The following is a 19,183-nucleotide window of genomic DNA, read 5'->3' as shown; positions in this document are numbered from 1 at the left end:
GAATAATATATGGAACTTATTGATGTGGACAAAGTCAGCTATGCTTATGGTGATGGAAGCTTGGCACTTAAAGATGTTAATATGAAAATAAAAAGTGGAGAAAAGGTAGCAATACTTGGCCCAAATGGTGCAGGTAAATCCACTCTTTTTCATCTGTTTAATGGAATTTTAAAGCCTAAATCGGGCACTATTACAATAAATGGACTTCAGGTATGTAAAAAGAATTTAGTTGAAATAAGGCGTATGGTGGGCATGGTATTTCAAGACTCTGATGATCAGCTTTTTAATTCTACAGTTCGACAGGAAATTGCCTATGGGCTTTTGAACATGGGTATGAGCGGGAAAGAATTGGAGGATACAATAGCATGGTCATTGAAGGTGGTTGGAATGACAGGTTATGATGACAAAAGCCCACATAATTTAAGTGGAGGACAAAAAAAGAGAATTGCACTTGCAAGTGTCCTGGCCATGAAGCCTAAAGTAATGGTTTTAGACGAGCCCACGGCAGCTCTTGATCCCAGGGGAGTATATAAATTAATCAAACTTCTTGATGTAATAAATAAAAAACTTGGAATTACTTTGATTTTTGCCACCCATGATGTGGATACAGTTCCTCTTTTAGCTGATACAGTTTATCTTTTGGATAAAGGGAAAATTGTAAAGGGAGGTACAACCCAGGAAGTGTTTAATCAAAAAGAATTTATTCGAAAAATCGATTTAAGGCTTCCAAGAGTAGCTCATTTAGTTGAAATTCTAGATAGAGATGGAGCAATAAATGTAGATACTCTACCCCTTACTATCAGTCAGGCCAAAAATGTTTTAGAAAGTCAAAATAAAAATTGACATGAAAAGATATAGTGTTATAATAAATACTAATATATACGTTTTCATTATTTGGGATATTTTAGAGGATTTCCGGGGTATTCCTATGGATTTATGATATTTGCAATGGACCTGAGAGAGAAGATTTATACATCTGATCTAAAGGAATTATGTAAATATTATTTTAGTAGTTATTAGATGGCAATCTAAACTTTCCCTGATTTTTAGGGAAGGTTTTTTATTTTGGGAAGATAGGAAGAAAATAAGATGAAAAAATTTAAAGGCATTGCAATACCTTTAATTGTATTTGCAATATGGGAGATAGGTTCCAAACTTCATATTTTTAACGATTACATAATTCCATCACCTGCGGAAATAATAACAGCTGCACTGGAATTAATAAAAAAGGGAATACTTTTAAAAAATCTTTTGGTGAGCTTTTTACGGGTTGCATCTGGATTTGGCATAACTTTTGCAATAGCTTTTCCACTGGCTGTATTAGTTGGAATGAATAAAAAGCTTATGCCTTATTTTAATCCAATGTTAGAATTTATAAGGCATATACCTCCAATTGCCGTTATTCCAATTTTAATACTTTGGTTTGGCATAGGCGAAACTTCAAAGCTTGCAGTAATTGTTTTGGCTACTTTTTTCCCCATATTTTCAAATACGTTAAATGGAGTTCTAAATTATGACATAAATCTTTTAGAGGTTGGAGAAGTATTTGAATTTTCCCCCTGGGATAAGTTTTTTAAAATAATTTTTCCTCAGGCGCTTCCATCTATAGTGACAGGAATTCAACTGGGACTTGGTTATAGCTGGAGGGCACTCATGGGAGCAGAACTTATAGCGGCATCTTCTGGAATAGGGTATATGATAATGGATGCGGAGCAACTTTCAAGGCCTGATATAATAATTGTAGGAATTTTTTCTATTGGATTGCTTGGTTATGGGATAGATTATATTTTTTTGTTTGTAGCAAATAAATTTATTTTAAGTCCTTATAGGAGAGGAGCACAAAGTGAAAAAGCTTGTAATAAAAAATCTACATAAAATATTTAATATAGAAAATAAGAAGGTGAAAGCCTTAAACAACGTAGATCTTTCTATAGGAGATGGAGAAATTGTCACAATTGTTGGTAGAAGTGGATGTGGAAAAACCACTCTTTTAAGAATCCTATGTGGACTTGAACAAAAAACTAGTGGTGATATGGAGATAATAAGTAAGGATAATAATAAATCCAATAAAATAGGAATAGTGTTTCAAGAACCGCGACTTATGCCCTGGCTTACTGTGGAAGAAAATATGGCATTTTCACTCATAAAAAACAAAAATAAAGATGAAGTTAGAACAAAGGTTAATAAATATCTGCATATGTTTGGACTTGAAAACTTCAGGAATGCCTATCCTGCTCAAATTTCAGGTGGCATGGCACAGAGGGTGTCTCTTGGAAGGACAATGTGTTATGATCCCGAAATAATTTTAATGGATGAACCTCTTGGGGCGTTAGATGCATTCAACAGAAGGAAACTCCAGAATGAATTTATAAATATATTTATAAAAAATGACAAGACTATTATTTTTGTAACACATGATGTAGAAGAAGCCGTTTATATTGGACAAAGGGTAATAGTGCTTGAAAATGGAAGTGTAGTCAATGATATACCTATACCTTTAGATTATTATAGAGATGTAACTTCCATAAGATTTGTAAAAATAAAAGAAAAAATTTTAAATAATTTTAGGGGGAATAATATTGGATAGAGTTAAAAAATTAGTATGCATTTTATCTAGTGTATTTTTAGCATCAGCTGTATTGGCAGGTTGTGGGTCATCCAGTACTAAAGGAAGCAGTACAGCAAAGGAAAAACTAAAGAATGTAAATATTTCTTATGTAAAATCACCTTTGAATGTACCATCTATTGTAGAAAAAAAGGAAAATTTATTTCAGAAAGAATTTGATAAAGATGGCATAAAGGTTACTTTTCCCGAAATAACTGAGGGGGGAAAGATGACTGAAGCTATGGCAGCAGGATCTCTGGATTTTGCAAATGCAATAGGAGCTACTTCGGTTATTTTAGCTGCTTCAAATGGGGTACCTATACGAATAATAGGTATGTACAGCAGGGCGCCTAAAGCTTTTACTATAATGAGCAAAGATCAAAACATAACTAAGATTTCAGATTTAAAGGGCAAAAAAGTGGCAGGTCCTAAGGGAACTATACTTCATCAGCTTTTACTTGGAGCCTTGAGCAAAGAAAATATGAAAATAAATGATGTACAATTTATAAACATGGGAATACCTCAGGCTGTTTCCGCTTTAATGGCAGGAGATGTGGATGTGGCACTTGTAGCAGGTGCGTCAGTACCTCAGGCGGAAGCAAAGGGAGCTCATGTAATAACTACAGGAGAGGGAATACTTGATGCTACCATAGTTATAGCCGCAAGGAAGGATTTTTTAGATAAACACAAAGATATAGCTAAAAGGTATATGAAGGTACATGATGAAAGTTTAAAATTTATGAAGGATAACCCTGATGAAACTTATAGGCTGGCATCGGAAGAAACAAATATATCAATAGATCAGGTAAAACAGATGTATGGATGGTATGATTTCAATCCTAAAATAACAGATGCAGATATGAAGGACTTGGAAGCAACTCAAGATTTTCTGAAACAAAATGATATGCTTAAAAAAACTATAGATATTAAATCAATTATTTATAATTTAAATAAATAGAAATAGAATCGCTGGAATTTTTTAATAAGATTTCAGTGATTTTTTCATATTTGTCATGAATTCAATAGTTTATAAAACTTTAAATTACATAAACTCTAGATACACAATTAAATAAAATACTTCAATAAAAAAATCTATGAGAATGTGAAGGAGGAATTCACTATGGCAAGTAATGGAAATAAAACTTTAGTTCCAGAGGCAAAGGAAGGTCTTAATAGATTTAAGATGGAAGCAGCTAGAGAAGTAGGAGTAAATCTAAAAGATGGATATAATGGTGATATTACATCAAGGGAAGCAGGCTCAATAGGAGGACAGATGGTAAAAAAGATGATAGAGGCTTATGAGCAAGGATTAAAGTAACTACATGTATTAAGATAAATGAAAAAAGATATAAATAGTTACTTGACGAATATAAATAATAAGAATATAATTAATCTATAATTTGATAATAAAGTATACGGTTTATATTATAATTAAAAGGGAATATGGTGAAATACCATTACAGCCCCCGCTACTGTATCAGGTGACGATTTTAAATTTCCACTGGAGTATTTTCTGGGAAGGAAAAAAGAGGATGATCCGATAGTCAGGAAACCTGCCTATACTTGTATAGAGATCTTTCGGAGGGAAGGATTTATCAATTGTAATACTGGTACTATTTTTTAATAGTGCAGTTTTGTAATATGGTAATCAGGGACTTCCAAAAGAAGTCCCTTTTTATATATATGTTTGGTGTTAACTTAAACATATCTAATCCCTTTAATAATGCACTTATTATGGATGAATAAGTGCATTTTTTGTGTTTTAAAGATCTTATATTAGGTTATAATATTTTAAAAATAGCTATTGCTTCAAATAAATTTAAAAGGAAGGATACATCATGTCTGAAAAATATTGGCCTGAAACAGTTATACTTTGGGGAGCGGGTGCAACTAAAAGCTTAGGGCTTCATGCAACTAATGAGTTGATGCAGCTTATTTTAAAAATAAGTAAAAGGGATTTTTCCTTTTTGAATGGAAAAGATGAAAAATTGGCTAATGCTTTTGAAAAATTAATCATGGAGGATTTAACTAAAGACTCTAAGATGTCTAAGATATATGATTTAAAAGCTCTTGAGGCTATAATAAACACCAACACCAAGTTTAACATGCACGAACTTTTTACTATGCTTGATCAACTTATTGACAATAATATGGGATTTAACGCTTTTTCCCATGGAAAAACACAATTTTTAAGGGTGGAAAGGGTTCAGGCAGCCAAGAGATGTCTTATTTTGATTATTGAAGAGATGGAGAGGTTTAGTATACAAAATACTCCTGGATATGCAGACAGAGAAAAAATGGAACCTTATTATCAATTTGCAAAAATACTTGTAGATCTTATGATAGAAGAGGCACAGGCATTTGAAAACAGAGGTTATAGAAGGGATACAAGACGATTTTATCTTTATTCCTATGCCATAATATCTTTTAATTGGGATCCTATAATACTCTGGAATTTATTCAATGCCAATAAAGAGAAAAACGAAAAACCTATTAGACTAAAAGATGGTCTAAAATTGCAGTTATATGATGATTTTGGAACTCAGATATCTTCTGCCCAATTGAATGATGATGAATCTGGTATATGGTATGTCACGGATGAACCTCAATGTAAAAGCATAAATGATTATAATTATCCTTCTAGAATAATGAGGATAGGAAAGATACTGTTTCCCCATGGTATGTTTGGTTCCAGGGTCTGCCCTGAATGCGGTAAATCCATAATTAGCTTTGCAAAAAGATGGGATAGACTATCTACAGAGGTTTTTGGACCATCTATTTTAAAAACATTACAAAAAAACTGGAAGTATACAACGGAAAAAGAAAAAATATATAAAAGAGGGGCCATAGAGTGTCCTTATTGTGGACAAATAACTTATCCTTATGATATGACTCTTATAATACAGAGTCTTTCAAGGGAAAAAAGTGTACCAACTTTAGAAGAATTGAAAACTGAAATGGGACTTCTTATGAAAAATGCAAAACATATAATTTTTGCAGGGTATAGTTTGCCGCTGGATGACATTATGGTTAAAACCTTTTTCATGTCTTCTATATCTGGAAATGACAAAGATAAGTTGAAATGTACTGTAGTGAATTATGATGACGGGTATAGAGGTTCAGGTTGGTTGAAGGGCGATAAGATAGTGGAATATATAAAAAGATCAAAAAATAATTCTGTGGCTGAGTGTATAAAAAACATATGTGATATATTTCCATTAAAAAATATAAGGATAAATTTAAATGGAATACCTGAGATATTTATGGAAGATGGAAAATGCAGCAGGAGAAAAACAGTAGATTTATTGTATCCCGAAGAGTATTTTAAGGAGGGATTTCCAATACATAGAGATTGAAAAAAAGATTGTGTTTTTTTGACTAGTTTATTGCACTTTCCATTAAAAGTGGTAAAATAAAATCGTCAGTATTTGTTAAAAAACTGAACTAAATTTTATAAAGGAGGTTCCGTGTTATATCAAAATGAATAACAACGGAGAAAACTTATGGAAAGACAATTAAAAACATGGTCAAAGCTTAGTATTAGACAGATTGCCATAATTGGCATGCTGTCTGCAATTTCTATTGTACTTGGTGTAACTGGATTGGGTTTTATACCTATTCCACCGGTGAAAGCCACTATAATGCATGTACCTGTTATAATAGGGGCTGTTTTAGAAGGGCCACTTGTAGGTGCTATGGTAGGACTTATCTTTGGTATATTTAGCGTGATTCAATCTATAACTACGCCTACCCCTGTTTCTTTTGTATTTATGAATCCTCTGGTATCTGTTTTGCCAAGAATACTTATAGGAGTGGGAAGTTATTACGTATTTAAGCTTATAAGAATGAAAAAAGAAGTTTTATCTATAGGAATAGCTGCTGCCATTGGGTCATTAATAAATACCATAGGTGTGCTGGGCATGATATATATTATATATTTGGGTCCTTATGCCAAGGCACTAAATATAAGTTTAAGTGCAGCTAAAAAGGGAATATTAGTTGTAGCTTTTACAAATGGGATGCCTGAAATGATTTTATCTATACTTATTACGGTATCTGTTGTCACTGCCATTACTAAGATGAGACATAAATAAAATATGAAATTAACCCTGAGCCTGTATAAGCTTGGGGTTTTATAATATGGAGGTAAAAATGAGGGAAATTTCATTTAATAGTATAGAGGAAATAAGAATAGGAAATGCTCAAAATTTAAAGGGCCCTACAGGATGTACTGTAGTTATATGTGAAAATGGAGCAGTTGCTGGAGTGGATGTAAGAGGGGGATCACCTGGTACCCGTGAGACGGATCTGTTAAATCCTGTTAATTTAGTGGATAGAATTCATGCAGTAGTTCTTGCAGGAGGAAGTGCCTTTGGATTGGATGCAGCAGGCGGAGTAATGCAGTATTTAGAAGAAAGAAATATTGGCTTTGATGTAACCGTTACAAAAGTACCTATAGTTTGTGGGGCAGTTCTATTTGATCTCAACATAGGTGATTATAAAATAAGACCGGATAAGTCCATGGGATATGAAGCTTGTATAAATTCCAAGCTGAATTTATGTGAAAATGGTAACATAGGAGCAGGAACAGGAGCAACTGTTGGAAAAATATTAGGAGGTAAGTATGCAATGAAAGGAGGACTTGGTTCCTTTGCTCTTCAAGTAGGTGAACTTAAAGTGGGGGCAGTAGTTGCAGTAAATTGTCTTGGGGATGTAATAGACAGCAGCAGCGGAAATATAATAGCAGGTGCTTTAAGGAAAGATAAAAGATCTTTTGCAGGTACCGAAAGTATAATGATTTCAAGATATTCCAATAAGAAAAATTTATTTACCGGAAATACTACCATTGGAGTTGTAGCCACTAATGGCAAATTTACAAAATCTGAAATGAATAAAGTTGCATCTATGGCACATAATGGTTATGGAAGAGCCATGAGGCCGGCGCACTCAATGTTTGATGGGGATACCATATTTTCCATGGGTACGGGAAAAGTTGAGGCGGATTTGAGCGTTGTAGGATTCTTGGCAGCTGAAGTTGTAGAAAAAGCTATTGTAAGAGCTGTAAAAAGCGCAGACTCAATTTTAGGATATAAAAGCTATAAAGATATCCAGCATACCAAGTAATTACTTGATAATTATTGAAAGTTAGAGTTAAAGTTTGACTTTATGGCTAGTATTTGTGATAAAATATAACTGTTGACTGCTGAAATGCTGTAATTATAAATATAAAAGGAGAGATATTTTAATGCCATATGATAAGGAAGTAAGTTCAATGAATGAAATTATAGATCAAATCGATTCAACTATGGAGAATGTAAAAAATGGAGAAATAGTAAAAGGAAAGGTTATTTCCATAACTGATAAAGAGGCTATGGTAAATATCGGTTACATGGTGGACGGAGTATTGCCTAAAAATGAAATATGCAAAGAAGAAGATACAAATATGGAAGAACTTTTGAAAGTTGGAGATGAAATATATGTATATATAGTTAACATAAATAGTGGGGAAGAGGGCTTGTTATTGTCAAAGGTAAAAGCTGATGAAATAAGAGCCTGGAATAAAATTGAAGACTTGTTTAAAAACAGGGAAACCTTTGAGGTAGTTGTAAAGGAAGTAGTAAAAGGTGGTGTACTGGCGGGTTTATATGATTTAAGAGCTTTTATACCTGCATCTCAGCTTTCGGTAAAATATGTAAATAATTTAAAGGATTTTATAAATAGAACTTTATCTGTAAGGATAATTGAATTAGATAAGAGTAAGCATAAAATTGTGTTGTCCAGAAGGGAAGTTGAACAAATAGAACTGGGGAAAAAAGCGGAACAGCTGTGGAATAATATACACAAGGGTGAGGAAAGGGAAGGAATTGTAAGTAGACTCACAGGATTTGGAGCATTTATTGATTTAGGTGGCGTAGATGGATTAGTACATGTTTCTCAACTTTCATGGAAGAGAATAAAAAATCCTTCTGAAGTGGTATCTATAGGAGACCATGTTAAGGTTTATGTTTTAGATGTGGATAAAGAAAAAAATAGAATTTCACTTTCTATGAAGAATCAGGAGGATAATCCCTGGGGTAAAGTAAATGAAAAATATAAATTAAATGATATAGTTCAAGGAACTGTGATCAAAATTATAAATATAGGTGCTTTTGTGGAAATTCAATCTGGGTTGGAAGGATTTGTGCACATATCTGAGATATCTCAAGAACATATTGTGAAACCTTCGGATGTTTTAAGTGTAGGAGATGTGGTAAAAGTAAAAATACTCAATATAGATGCAAAAGCCAATAGAATGTCACTCAGCATAAAAGAGGCTGAAGATAGCTCTAAAGGGGACTTTAAAGAATATGTAGATAATGCTAATGGGGAAGTTACTTTAGGTGATCTATTTAAAGATAAATTAAAGAATATAAAATTTGATTAAAGAGCGCTTATATAATCTATAAAATGATTATATACTTTCCATATGGGGCATATAAATAATAAGAGTATTTAAAGAACAAAACAAATTTTAATATGATATATTATGTAATGCTTATATGTATATAACACAGTCACAGTAGACGTTTAAATAGGTTTTTTAAAATATGCAGTATAGATGAAAGTTGGTGTTAATATGGAATATAGGTTGTCAAATGTGGTAGACATACCTGAGTTTAAAGATTTAATGGAGAGTTTTTACTCTATAACGGGGATATCATGTTTAATAAAATATATTAATGGAGATGTATTTAATGTACCATTTAAATCTCATTTATATCCTGGATCGGTATGTGATGGGCATGAAGAGGATATACTTAAGCAGATTGATAGGGGAAATAAGATCGGAATTTATAAACATTATAATGGTCTGATTTACATAGGCATACCTATAATTATAAATAAAAAACATATTGCAACAACTTTTTTAAACCCAGTATTTTTTGAGGAAAGTTATAGAAAAAATGCTATAGAAGAATCAGATGAATTTGGCCCGGGAAATAGGGAATATATCAATAGGATTATGAGAGTACCTGTTATTTCAGAAAAAAATATGAAAAAAATTATTAACTTCTTTCGTAATGAATTCATGGTATTAGCCAAATTGGAATATAGATTGATTGAAGACTCAGACAGAACCAAAGTTACAAGTGAAAATTATACAGAACTTTACAGTACATACGAACAATTATATGCATCATATAAAAAGTTTAGACTTCGATATGATGAAATGGCAAAGATGGCTTATTATGATCAGCTGACTAATTTATATAATTGGAATTATTTTATGAAAGAGGTTGAGAATCAAATTAAAAAATACCCCAGAAGCAGTTTTTCAATATTTCAAATCGAATTGAACAATTTTAAAAGTATAAATGACATTTTCGGATACGAGTATGGTGATAAATTATTAAAAAAAATAGGAAACACCCTGAAAAAATTGAATATTGGAATAGTTTCAAGAATGGGTGGAGATGGATTTTTGCTTTTGAAACGTGAGATGAATGATAAAATAGAATTAAATGATTTAGCTAAATATATAGTGGATACAATAAGTGGACTGTGGAATTTTGATGGAAATGAAGCCTTGGTGTCAGCTAATATAGGCATAACAGTTTTTCCTAGAGATGGGAATAAAGTTGCGAAGCTAATTAGAAATGCAGATATAGCGTTAAATAAAGCTAAATTATCAGGCCAAAATTCTTATAGGTTATTTGAAAAATCTATGTATGATGAGATTTTAAAGAAGACAGAACTTGAGAGAGAATTGAGAAAAGCAATAAAGAACAATGAATTTATATTATATTATCAACCTCAAGTTGATATAAAAACTAAAAAGGTAGTTGGATTTGAAGCTTTAATTAGATGGAACAGTCCCATACTTGGATGGGTTATGCCTCTGGAATTTATAAACCTGGCAGAAGAAACAGGGATCATAGTGTCTATAGGCGAGTGGGTCCTTAAAACTGCTTGTATACAAAATAAGAAATGGAAAGATAAGGGGTATTCTTATGATTTTATATCCATAAATGTTTCTCCAATACAGCTTAAGGACAGTAATTTTTTAAGTACAGTTAGAAAGGTTTTAGAAGAAACGGATTTAAAACCTGAATATTTGGAAGTGGAAATAACTGAAAGTGTTATGATGGAGTCCCTTGAATTGAATCTAGGGGTAATAACTGAACTTAAAAATATGGGAGTCAGAGTGGCATTGGATGATTTCGGAAGTGGATATTCTTCTTTAAATTACTTAAAAAGTATTCCAATAAATACTCTTAAAATTGATAAGACTTTTATAGATGGTATATGTAAGCACTCATATGAAGATATTATAACTGGAGAAATAATAAAACTTGCCCATAAGATGAAATTAGAAGTGGTGGCAGAGGGAGTGGAGATGGAAGAACAAATTAAATACTTAGAGGGAGAAAATTGTAATAAAATTCAGGGATATTATTTTGGCAAACCAATGCCTCCAGAAGATATAAATATGTTTTTAGAGAAAAAGGACCTTCAGCTTTAGTTATCTGTTGGAGAAGAAAAAGGCTATTGACATTCCAAAAATTGTGCTTTATAATTTATCTTGCAGTTACAAAAAATTCTAATTTAAATATGGGAATTATTTAACAAGTAATTTATCTTGTTGTAAATATAAGATTAAATTATTGGGGTGTAGCCAAGTGGTAAGGCAGTGGACTTTGACTCCATCATTCGTAGGTTCAAATCCTGCCATCCCAGCCAAGGGTTTACTAGCTCAGTTGGTAGAGCACATGACTTTTAATCATGGTGTCCGGGGTTCGATTCCCCGGTAAGCCACCATTGAACTGAGATTATAAATTTTGCGGTATAGATTAACATGATAAAATCCTAATATTTATTTTTATATATGCAGGTGTGGCGGAATTGGCAGACGCACTAGACTTAGGATCTAGCGCCTATGGCGTGGGGGTTCGACTCCCTTCACCTGCACCACTTATTTACAATAAAATTCATTTTAAATGATAAGAATGGTTTACAGATTATATAGTACTATAGAATGGTTGAGAATTTTATTGCAGGAATTAGACTTATCATCTAATTCCTATTTATTATCTTAAAAAATAGATGAAAGGGCGTTTGATTTAGCATGGATGTTACCTGGCAGAGTATAGTATTTGAACTTATGTTAATATTAGTACTCACGGTGATTAATGCATTTTTTTCAGCCATAGAAATGGCCATAGTCGCTTTAAATAGGAGCAGAATTAGTTATTTAGCAGAAGAAGGGAATAAAAGGGCAGAAATAATATTACAATTATTAAAAGAACCTAGTAATTTTTTAGCTACTATACAGGTAGGAATAACTCTTGCTGGATTTTTTGCCAGTGCATTTGCAGCTACTACCCTGTCAACAAAATTTGCGGTTTTTTTAGATAAATTGAGCATTCCCTATAGTGATAAAGTATCCGTAATTGTCATTACAATATTATTATCATATGTTACCCTTGTGTTTGGAGAATTACTTCCAAAGAGAATTGCACTTCAAAATTCAGAAGCAATGTCAATGGCATTGATAAAACCTATTTTATTTATAAGTAAAATAATGCTGCCATTTGTGAAATTGCTATCAGGATCCACTACTATTCTCATGAAATTGTTCAATGTAAGTACAGAAGACATTGAAAATAGAGTATCAGAAGAAGAAATCAGATCTATGCTGGAAGAAGGGCAGGAAACCGGTGTATTTAATCAATCTGAAAAGGAAATGATAGAAGGAGTATTTAAGTTTGATGACAAACTGGCAAAGGAAGTCATGACTCCGAGGACGGAAGTATTTGTTATAGATATAGATGATCTGGATTCAAACACCGTGGAAAGCATTATTGAAGAAAAGTATTCCAGAATACCTGTGTACAAAGATGATATAGACAATATAATAGGAATACTCTATATTAAGGACTTGTTTGCCAAATTGATGAAGACTTCAGTCAATAATATAGACATAAAATCAATGCTTAGAACTCCATATTTTGTACCGGAGAACAAAAATATAGATGTACTTTTTAAAGAACTCCAAAGTACTAAAAATCATATGGCCATTTTAATTGATGAATATGGAGGATTTTCAGGAATTGTAACCATAGAGGATTTAATTGAAGAGGTAATGGGAAACATATTTGATGAATATGACGATAATGAACAGTATATAAATAAAATTGATCAAAATACTTATCTGGTCAGTGGACTATTATCCATAGATGAGGTAAATGAATTTTTGAATTTAGATTTAAAATCAGATAATTCAGATACTATAGGAGGATTTGTGGTAGAACTTTTGGGAAGTATCCCAAAAGAAGGAGAGGAAAACACAGTAGAATATGGGGATGTAATTTTTAAAGTGGAAAAAGTAGATGAGAAAAGAATAGAAAGTTTGAAGATATATACCCCTAAAAAAACAAATTCTTAGCTGTGCCTGTTTGTATATGAGTTATATAAAAGGAGAGATGTAAGATGAATTTAGACAAAATATTTTTTGGAAATTTTTTGAAAAATGTATTTTCAGACACTGTCCAGGTTAGATACTGGGACGGTACAGAAGAAAAATATGGAGAGGGAGAGGTGAAATTTAAGATATACATAAATGAAGATATACCTAAGAAGGATATTATAAGAGATCCTTTTCTCACTCTTGGAGAAGCTTATATGAATAATATTCTGGACTTTCAGGGAAATATTAGAGAAATTATAGAATCAGTATATAAAAATAAGGAAAGTTTTTTAAATAAAGCGGATATGTTTTCGAAATTGTATAAAGTTATTCCTAATACCTTAAAGAAAAGCAAGAAGGATGTACAATATCATTATGATTTAGGAAATGATTTCTACAGTCTTTGGCTCGATAAAACCATGACTTATTCTTGTGCATATTTTAAGGATGAAAATGATTCTATTTATCAAGCACAGATAAACAAGGTAAATTATATATTGAAAAAACTGAACTTAAAAAAAGATCAAAGGCTTTTGGATATAGGCTGCGGCTGGGGAGAACTTGTTATTGAGGCTGCAAAGCAATATGGAGTAAATGCCCTGGGAATAACTTTAAGTGAAGAACAATATAAAAAAGCTACTGAAAGAGTGAGTGAAAATAATTTGCAGGGAAAAGTTGAAATAAAGTTATTGGATTATAGAGAACTTTTAGGTAAAACGGATAAATTTGATAGAATAGTAAGTGTGGGAATGATCGAACATTCAGGAAAGAAAAATTTGCCTGTTTATATGGAAGATGTAAAAGAGATGTTAAATGAAGGTGGAGTATCTCTTCTTCATTGTATTACTGCACAGACAGAGGGAGAAGCAAATGAATGGATAAAAAAATATATATTCCCTGGTGGATATATTCCATCTATAAGAGAATTAGTTAGTTTGATGGCAGATAACGATCTTCATCTAGTTGATGCAGAGAGTTTGAGGCTGCATTATTTTAAAACATTGAAATGCTGGGCTGAAAATTTTGAAAAGAATTTAGATGAAATAAAAAAAATTAAGGATGACAGATTTATAAGGATGTGGAGGCTTTATCTAAATGCTTGTGCAGCTTCATTTCACTATGGAGTAGTTGATATACATCAATTTGTGTTTACTAAAGGACTTAATAATGAGCTTCCTATGACTAGAAAATATTTGTATGAAGATTAAATTATGTTGTAAAATCAGAGCTGTATACTCTGATTTTTTTATACCATGGTTATCATTGCTGGCCTCCCCAGAATATAAGCAATGTTACGTTCCTGGAGAAGTTCTTCTAAGGTTTAAGGCACGGCAAAAGTATTCTTTATGAGCAAATTTACCCTTGAACCTAAGAATGACTTGATATAAGCTGAAAGTCAGTATATATTGTAAAATATAAAGAGGAGATAATGTATGATTATAGATGCAGTTATTTTTGACATGGATGGAGTTATCATAGACAGTGAACCATTGCACAAAAAATTAAATGACGAGTTGTTAGCTGAATATGGTGTAAAAATGGGTAAGGAAGAACAACTTAGTTTTATAGGAACCACAAGTTATTATGAATGGAAAACAATTAAAAGAAGATATAATTTATCTAACTCTCTAGAGGAACTGGTGAAAAGAGATAGAGATTTGTATTTAACCAATTTAAAAAAAAATGAAGATATAAAACCAATAGAAGGTGTGGATGAACTTATAAAGTTCCTTTACAGCAAAAATTTAAAATTAGCTGTAGCATCTTCATCTCCAATAAATGTTATAGAAATTGTCATTAAAAGACTTAAATTGGAAGAATATTTCTGCCGGCTTGTTACAGGTGACGATGTTAAAAATAGCAAGCCTGCTCCAGATATATTTTTAAGAGCAGCGAGACTTCTAGATGTAAGACCGGAACATTGTATAGTGGTAGAGGATTCTAAAAATGGAGTGGAGGCTTCAAAAAAAGCTGGAATGTACTGCATGGCATTTAAAAATTTGAATTCGGGAAACCAAGAATTGTCAAAGGCAGATTTTATATGCAACTCTTTTTGCTGCATGTTAAGGGAATTTAAAAAAATTGTTTTTTAAACTTTTTTAATATTGTGGATAAACGCAAAAAATTACTTTTTTCGTTTATAATAATACAATAATGTAAAAAAGGAGATAAACTATGGATATAAGTAATTTTGTTGTTCACAGTAAAAAGGAAAACAGGAGATTTGAATATGGAGTGAAACTTGTTCCGAATTTAGCAATGGATAGATTTGTAGACAGTATTTTGACTTCAACAGAAAAAAATGCTAAGGGATGTAATAAATATAAAGCTTCTTTTAAGAGAAGATGTGGTATTAAAACTATTTTAAATAATTTTGAGTTTGATGAAAAAAATTTCTTGAGATATATAGAGTTTTTAACTTCTTTTAAGGATTCAAATATAAAAAGCAAAAAATTTGAAATAAAAAAATATGGAGAAATAGAATTGATGTTTCTCAATAAAAGGATGATAAAAATATCTTCAAGAAATAATTGTACTAAGTTATTTTTTGTCATCTCAAGAAAAGAATTGGGATCCTATATAAATATACTAAAAAGTGTGCATTTAACTGAGGTAAGTGACTCTTTTATATATTATATGAATTATATTATAAATCCTTTAAGTAAGATAGAAAGAGATAAATTGCATGCAGAAGTTTTATATATATTGATAGATGGAGCATTGGATGCTAAAGATAAGGAGCTGTTTAATTTTCTCTGCGATGAATTAAAAAATAGAGGAAGATGATATTTTGAACAAAATTTGTATTTGCTCATGAGGATAAAAGGGATAATATACAATATTATGTTATACAGGTTTTTGACAGTATGGAAGCTCATTCAGCTAAATGTATGATATTATGAAAATAAAAAGGATGACAGTGCATGTCGATGGACTGGGACTTGGGAGAAAATAAACTTATTCCTGAAAATTAATGGATTTGATTTGTGACTCTAAAATGGTATTCAGGAGTATTTTCCGTAATAGCATTAAACTGATAGCCTAAATTACTATAGTAGTCTATTATTTTGGGCAATGCCTGACAGGTATTTTCATTTTTACTGTCACAATGTGCCAGTAAAAATATTTTATTTGGATTAATACATTTTTTTGTACCTTCCTGGTATAGTTTACTGACAGATGTTCTATAATCTATGCCATCTGACAGGCATAGATTCCAGTCATATATTTTATACCCGGAATAATGTAATCTTTCTAAAAGAGATTCATCTAGATGACCTTTACTTCCGGTGGGAAACCTTATTATTTTAGAACTAAAGCCTAAAACATTTTCTACTTCTTCATCAGTTTTATCCATTTCATTTAAGAAAAAATCAGGACTTGAATATATCTTGCTGCATTTATGGGTATATGTATGAAGTCCTATGCTGTGTCCCTCATTTTCCATTCTTTTCAGTATTTCTTCATGACCTTTTATTTTATATCCTATTACAAAAAATGTTGCTTTTACGTTTTTATCCTTTAGTATATCCAGTATTTTTCCGGTGACTTCTGTGCTGGGACCGTCGTCAAAAGTAAGATATATCATCTTGTTTTTAGGGCAGGCAGTTAGGTCGTTTCCTGAAGAAGGTGAAATTCCTGAAAAAGCGTTCACAGAAGCCGTGCAGTTTAATGATATATATAAAGTGTATAGTAGAGCTGATAAAAAATATTTGAATTTCATTTTAAATCTCCTTTTATTTTATTTCTTTAATTAGTATTTACTCTTATTATTTTTTTATAAGTGTGATAATATATGTTATATTAGTTTTATTATATTTTAATCATTTTACATATATAAGGAGTGACAATAGTGGAAGTTTACTTTGATAATAGTGCTACAACCAGGCCCTATTCTGAAGTTATAGATTCAATGGTAGATGCTATGAAAAATTATTATGGAAATCCATCCTCAGCATATTCCCTAGGATTAAAAGCAGAGTTGAAGATGAATGAGAGTAGAGATATAGTTGCAGGAACTTTGAATTGTGATAAAGATGAGATAATATTTACTTCTGGAGGAAGCGAGAGCAATAATTTCTTAATAAGAGGTTTTGTAAAATCTGGTGGACAGGTTATAACAAGCAAAATAGAACATCCCAGTGTCTTAAATACCTGTAAGGCTCTGGAAGATAAGGGAGTAGAGGTTATCTACCTTGATGTGAACAGCAGAGGACAGGTTGACCTGAATCAGCTTGACAATAGTATAAATAAACAAACACAGGTAGTCAGCATAATGCATACCAATAATGAAATAGGAACAGTTCAAAATATTGAAGCTATAGGAAAGCTCATAAAAGAAAAAAGCAGCAGGGTAAAATTTCATGTAGATGCAGTTCAGGCTTATGGAAAGTATGACATAGATGTTAAAAAATCAAATATAGATTTGCTATCCGCCAGTGGTCATAAAATACATGGTCCCCGGGGGATAGGAATTGCCTATGTTAGAAGAGGACTTTTACCCACACCTCTCATATATGGAGGAGGACAGGAGAAAGGTTTTAGGTCAGGCACTGAAAATCTGGCTGCTGCTGTTGGGTTTGCAAAAGCTGCTGAGAAAATATACAAAAATATAGAGGAAAATTTTCATAGGGTATCTGACATAAAAGAATATTTCATGAAAGAACTTAAAGGAATAAAAGGAATAAAAATAAACAGTCAGGGCATGGAATATTCACCTTATGTATTGAGTGTTTCTTTTATAGGGGTCAGAGGAGAAGTATTGCTTCATATGTTGGAGGAAAAAGGTATTTATGTTTCCACAGGATCCGCCTGCTCTGCTAAAAGCAGCAAGGACAGCCATGTATTAGAGGCCATTGGACTTCCAAAAGAAGAGTTAAAGGGTACTATAAGATTTAGTTTTGGTGATGGCAATTCAAAAGATGAAGTGGATTATACTTTAGAGGTGCTGGATAAATCTTTAAAGTTTTTAAGGAGAGTAGGTAGATGAGAAAGTTATTGCTTGTAAAGTATGCTCCGGAAATATTCTTGAAAGGATTGAACAAGGGAAAATTTGAAAGAAAATTAAAAGACAATATAAAAAATGTTTTTAATGACAGTAAGTATGATTTTGTAATAGATCAGGGAAGATGGTTTATAGAATGTTGTGATCTGGAAGATGGAATAAAAAGACTCAAAAGGGTATGCGGAGTGTCGGAAATATGTGTGGTAGATGAAATAGACTCCAATATGGAAAGTATAAAAAAACAGGCACTTAAAAGTGTTTTTGAAAACGAGGGAAAAACTTTTAAAATTGTAACTAAAAGGGCAGATAAAAGTTTTCCTGAAACTTCCATGGATGTAAGCAGAGAAGTTGGGGCCTATATTTTACAAAATACTGAAAAATTAACTGTAGATGTGAAAAAACCGGATTTTTTTGTAAATATAGAGATAAGGGAAAAAACCTATGTGTATTCAAAGAGAATAAAGGGGATAGGTGGAATGCCTTACGGTACTAACGGCAGTACCATGCTTATGCTCTCAGGAGGCATAGATTCTCCGGTAGCTGGTTATATGATGGCGAGAAGAGGGGTTCAGTTAAATTGTGTGTACTTTCACAGTCATCCTTATACCAGCGAAAGGGCCAAGGAAAAAGTTAAGGAATTGGCGGGAATATTGAAGAAATATACGGGAAGTATAAACCTCTATGTTGCACCCTTTACAAAAATACAAATGGGTATAATTGAGAACTGCAGGGAAGATGAATTAACTATAATAATGAGAAGATTTATGATGAGAATAGCCTGCAATTTAGCAAGCAAATATAATATAGATTCTGTGACTACAGGTGAGAGTATAGGTCAAGTTGCCAGCCAGACTATGGAGGGCCTCATTGTAAGCAATGATGCAGCAGACAGACCGGTGTTCAGGCCCTTAATAGCCATGGACAAAGTGGATATAATGGATGTGGCAAGGCAGATTGGCACTTATGAAACTTCCATATTGCCCTACGAGGATTGTTGTACTATATTTGTGCCAAAACATCCTAAAATTAAACCAAAGGTTGAAGAAATAAGGAAAGCAGAAAGTGTATTGGATATAGACGGTTTGGTAAAAGAGGCTGTGGAAAATACTGAGTTTTTTAATTAAGG

General features: G+C 32.2%; 17 protein-coding genes, 3 tRNA genes and 1 riboswitch. Of the genes, 19 read left to right on the top strand and 1 reads right to left on the bottom strand.

What is annotated here, in order from left to right; genetic code table 11:
- The first annotated feature begins 9 nt into the window (after window positions 1-9).
- The 17 genes from AB8U03_RS12495 to AB8U03_RS12415 all read left to right on the top strand — a co-directional run bounded on the left by AB8U03_RS12495 (window position 10) and on the right by AB8U03_RS12415 (window position 15,839).
- The gene (locus tag AB8U03_RS12495) at window positions 10-843 is read left to right on the top strand and encodes an energy-coupling factor ABC transporter ATP-binding protein (RefSeq protein ID WP_369704886.1); all 834 of its coding nucleotides are present in this window, start codon (window positions 10-12) and stop codon (window positions 841-843) included.
- A 246-nt stretch (window positions 844-1,089) separates the two neighbouring features.
- A complete protein-coding gene (locus AB8U03_RS12490) occupies window positions 1,090-1,875 on the top strand; it encodes an ABC transporter permease (RefSeq protein WP_369704885.1) in 786 nt (261 codons plus the stop codon).
- Window positions 1,844-2,587, top strand: a complete 744-nt coding sequence (locus AB8U03_RS12485) for an ABC transporter ATP-binding protein (RefSeq protein WP_369704884.1) — start codon at window positions 1,844-1,846, stop codon at window positions 2,585-2,587. The genes AB8U03_RS12490 and AB8U03_RS12485 overlap by 32 nt, the downstream gene beginning before the upstream one ends.
- Window positions 2,580-3,563, top strand: a complete 984-nt coding sequence (locus AB8U03_RS12480; protein WP_369704883.1) for an ABC transporter substrate-binding protein — start codon at window positions 2,580-2,582, stop codon at window positions 3,561-3,563. Before AB8U03_RS12485 ends, AB8U03_RS12480 begins: the two co-directional genes overlap by 8 nt.
- Before the next feature lie 162 nt (window positions 3,564-3,725).
- The gene (locus tag AB8U03_RS12475) at window positions 3,726-3,923 is read left to right on the top strand and encodes an alpha/beta-type small acid-soluble spore protein (RefSeq protein ID WP_369704882.1); all 198 of its coding nucleotides are present in this window, start codon (window positions 3,726-3,728) and stop codon (window positions 3,921-3,923) included.
- 80 nt (window positions 3,924-4,003) lie between these two features.
- Window positions 4,004-4,180: riboswitch (cobalamin riboswitch) on the top strand.
- Window positions 4,181-4,443: 263 nt separating this feature from the next.
- A complete protein-coding gene (locus AB8U03_RS12470; RefSeq protein ID WP_369704881.1) occupies window positions 4,444-5,961 on the top strand; it encodes a hypothetical protein in 1,518 nt (505 codons plus the stop codon).
- Between the two features lie 147 nt (window positions 5,962-6,108).
- Complete coding sequence (locus tag AB8U03_RS12465) at window positions 6,109-6,699, top strand: ECF transporter S component (RefSeq protein WP_369704880.1); 591 nt, start codon at window positions 6,109-6,111, stop codon at window positions 6,697-6,699.
- Between the two features lie 58 nt (window positions 6,700-6,757).
- Window positions 6,758-7,729: a P1 family peptidase gene (locus AB8U03_RS12460; protein ID WP_369704879.1), complete on the top strand. Its 972-nt coding sequence runs from the start codon at window positions 6,758-6,760 to the stop codon at window positions 7,727-7,729.
- Between the two features lie 121 nt (window positions 7,730-7,850).
- Window positions 7,851-9,029 (top strand): 30S ribosomal protein S1, encoded by a 1,179-nt coding sequence (rpsA, locus tag AB8U03_RS12455; RefSeq protein WP_369704878.1) that lies wholly within the window; start codon window positions 7,851-7,853, stop codon window positions 9,027-9,029.
- 174 nt (window positions 9,030-9,203) lie between these two features.
- A complete protein-coding gene (locus AB8U03_RS12450; RefSeq protein ID WP_369704877.1) occupies window positions 9,204-11,108 on the top strand; it encodes an EAL domain-containing protein in 1,905 nt (634 codons plus the stop codon).
- Window positions 11,109-11,251: 143 nt separating this feature from the next.
- A tRNA-Gln gene (locus AB8U03_RS12445) sits at window positions 11,252-11,326 on the top strand.
- A 2-nt stretch (window positions 11,327-11,328) separates the two neighbouring features.
- Window positions 11,329-11,404, top strand: a tRNA-Lys gene (locus AB8U03_RS12440).
- A 69-nt stretch (window positions 11,405-11,473) separates the two neighbouring features.
- Window positions 11,474-11,557: transfer RNA gene (locus AB8U03_RS12435), tRNA-Leu, on the top strand.
- A 154-nt stretch (window positions 11,558-11,711) separates the two neighbouring features.
- Window positions 11,712-13,031, top strand: coding sequence for a hemolysin family protein (locus AB8U03_RS12430; RefSeq protein WP_369704876.1), 1,320 nt, complete (start codon window positions 11,712-11,714; stop codon window positions 13,029-13,031).
- A gap of 44 nt (window positions 13,032-13,075) precedes the next feature.
- Window positions 13,076-14,260 (top strand): class I SAM-dependent methyltransferase, encoded by a 1,185-nt coding sequence (locus tag AB8U03_RS12425; protein ID WP_369704875.1) that lies wholly within the window; start codon window positions 13,076-13,078, stop codon window positions 14,258-14,260.
- A gap of 225 nt (window positions 14,261-14,485) precedes the next feature.
- Window positions 14,486-15,145 carry an HAD family hydrolase gene (locus AB8U03_RS12420; RefSeq protein ID WP_369704874.1) on the top strand — a complete coding sequence of 220 codons (660 nt, stop codon included), beginning with the start codon at window positions 14,486-14,488 and terminating at the stop codon, window positions 15,143-15,145.
- An 82-nt stretch (window positions 15,146-15,227) separates the two neighbouring features.
- Window positions 15,228-15,839, top strand: a complete 612-nt coding sequence (locus AB8U03_RS12415) for an IDEAL domain-containing protein (protein ID WP_369704873.1) — start codon at window positions 15,228-15,230, stop codon at window positions 15,837-15,839.
- A gap of 184 nt (window positions 15,840-16,023) precedes the next feature.
- Here the strand turns inward: AB8U03_RS12415 and AB8U03_RS12410 are convergent, their stop codons facing one another.
- The gene (locus AB8U03_RS12410) at window positions 16,024-16,776 is read right to left on the bottom strand and encodes a polysaccharide deacetylase family protein (protein WP_369704872.1); all 753 of its coding nucleotides are present in this window, start codon (window positions 16,774-16,776) and stop codon (window positions 16,024-16,026) included.
- A gap of 129 nt (window positions 16,777-16,905) precedes the next feature.
- On the opposite strand from AB8U03_RS12410, the gene AB8U03_RS12405 reads away from it, so the two are divergent.
- Window positions 16,906-18,042 (top strand): cysteine desulfurase family protein, encoded by a 1,137-nt coding sequence (locus AB8U03_RS12405; protein ID WP_369704871.1) that lies wholly within the window; start codon window positions 16,906-16,908, stop codon window positions 18,040-18,042.
- The gene (gene thiI, locus AB8U03_RS12400) at window positions 18,039-19,181 is read left to right on the top strand and encodes a tRNA uracil 4-sulfurtransferase ThiI (protein ID WP_369704870.1); all 1,143 of its coding nucleotides are present in this window, start codon (window positions 18,039-18,041) and stop codon (window positions 19,179-19,181) included. Before AB8U03_RS12405 ends, thiI begins: the two co-directional genes overlap by 4 nt.
- The last annotated feature ends 2 nt before the right edge of the window (window positions 19,182-19,183 follow it).

The organism is Clostridium moutaii (assembly GCF_041205085.1).
In the GTDB taxonomy this organism is placed as follows: domain Bacteria; phylum Bacillota; class Clostridia; order Clostridiales; family Clostridiaceae; genus Clostridium_B; species Clostridium_B moutaii.
Note: the sequence above shows the minus strand (reverse complement) of the source record. Positions and strands in the feature narration are given on the sequence as shown.

What these genes read in the sequence shown, in the direction of transcription:
- AB8U03_RS12495 (WP_369704886.1), top strand. Translation starts at nt 10, where the DNA reads ATGGAACTTATTGATGTGGACAAAGTCAGCTATGCTTATGGTGATGGA.
- AB8U03_RS12490 (WP_369704885.1), top strand. Translation starts at nt 1,090, where the DNA reads ATGAAAAAATTTAAAGGCATTGCAATACCTTTAATTGTATTTGCAATA.
- AB8U03_RS12475 (WP_369704882.1), top strand. Translation starts at nt 3,726, where the DNA reads ATGGCAAGTAATGGAAATAAAACTTTAGTTCCAGAGGCAAAGGAAGGT.
- AB8U03_RS12470 (WP_369704881.1), top strand. Translation starts at nt 4,444, where the DNA reads ATGTCTGAAAAATATTGGCCTGAAACAGTTATACTTTGGGGAGCGGGT.
- AB8U03_RS12465 (WP_369704880.1), top strand. Translation starts at nt 6,109, where the DNA reads ATGGAAAGACAATTAAAAACATGGTCAAAGCTTAGTATTAGACAGATT.
- AB8U03_RS12460 (WP_369704879.1), top strand. Translation starts at nt 6,758, where the DNA reads ATGAGGGAAATTTCATTTAATAGTATAGAGGAAATAAGAATAGGAAAT.
- rpsA (WP_369704878.1), top strand. Translation starts at nt 7,851, where the DNA reads ATGCCATATGATAAGGAAGTAAGTTCAATGAATGAAATTATAGATCAA.
- AB8U03_RS12450 (WP_369704877.1), top strand. Translation starts at nt 9,204, where the DNA reads ATGAAAGTTGGTGTTAATATGGAATATAGGTTGTCAAATGTGGTAGAC.
- AB8U03_RS12430 (WP_369704876.1), top strand. Translation starts at nt 11,712, where the DNA reads ATGGATGTTACCTGGCAGAGTATAGTATTTGAACTTATGTTAATATTA.
- AB8U03_RS12425 (WP_369704875.1), top strand. Translation starts at nt 13,076, where the DNA reads ATGAATTTAGACAAAATATTTTTTGGAAATTTTTTGAAAAATGTATTT.
- AB8U03_RS12420 (WP_369704874.1), top strand. Translation starts at nt 14,486, where the DNA reads ATGATTATAGATGCAGTTATTTTTGACATGGATGGAGTTATCATAGAC.
- AB8U03_RS12415 (WP_369704873.1), top strand. Translation starts at nt 15,228, where the DNA reads ATGGATATAAGTAATTTTGTTGTTCACAGTAAAAAGGAAAACAGGAGA.
- AB8U03_RS12410 (WP_369704872.1), bottom strand. Translation starts at nt 16,776, where the DNA reads ATGAAATTCAAATATTTTTTATCAGCTCTACTATACACTTTATATATA.
- thiI (WP_369704870.1), top strand. Translation starts at nt 18,039, where the DNA reads ATGAGAAAGTTATTGCTTGTAAAGTATGCTCCGGAAATATTCTTGAAA.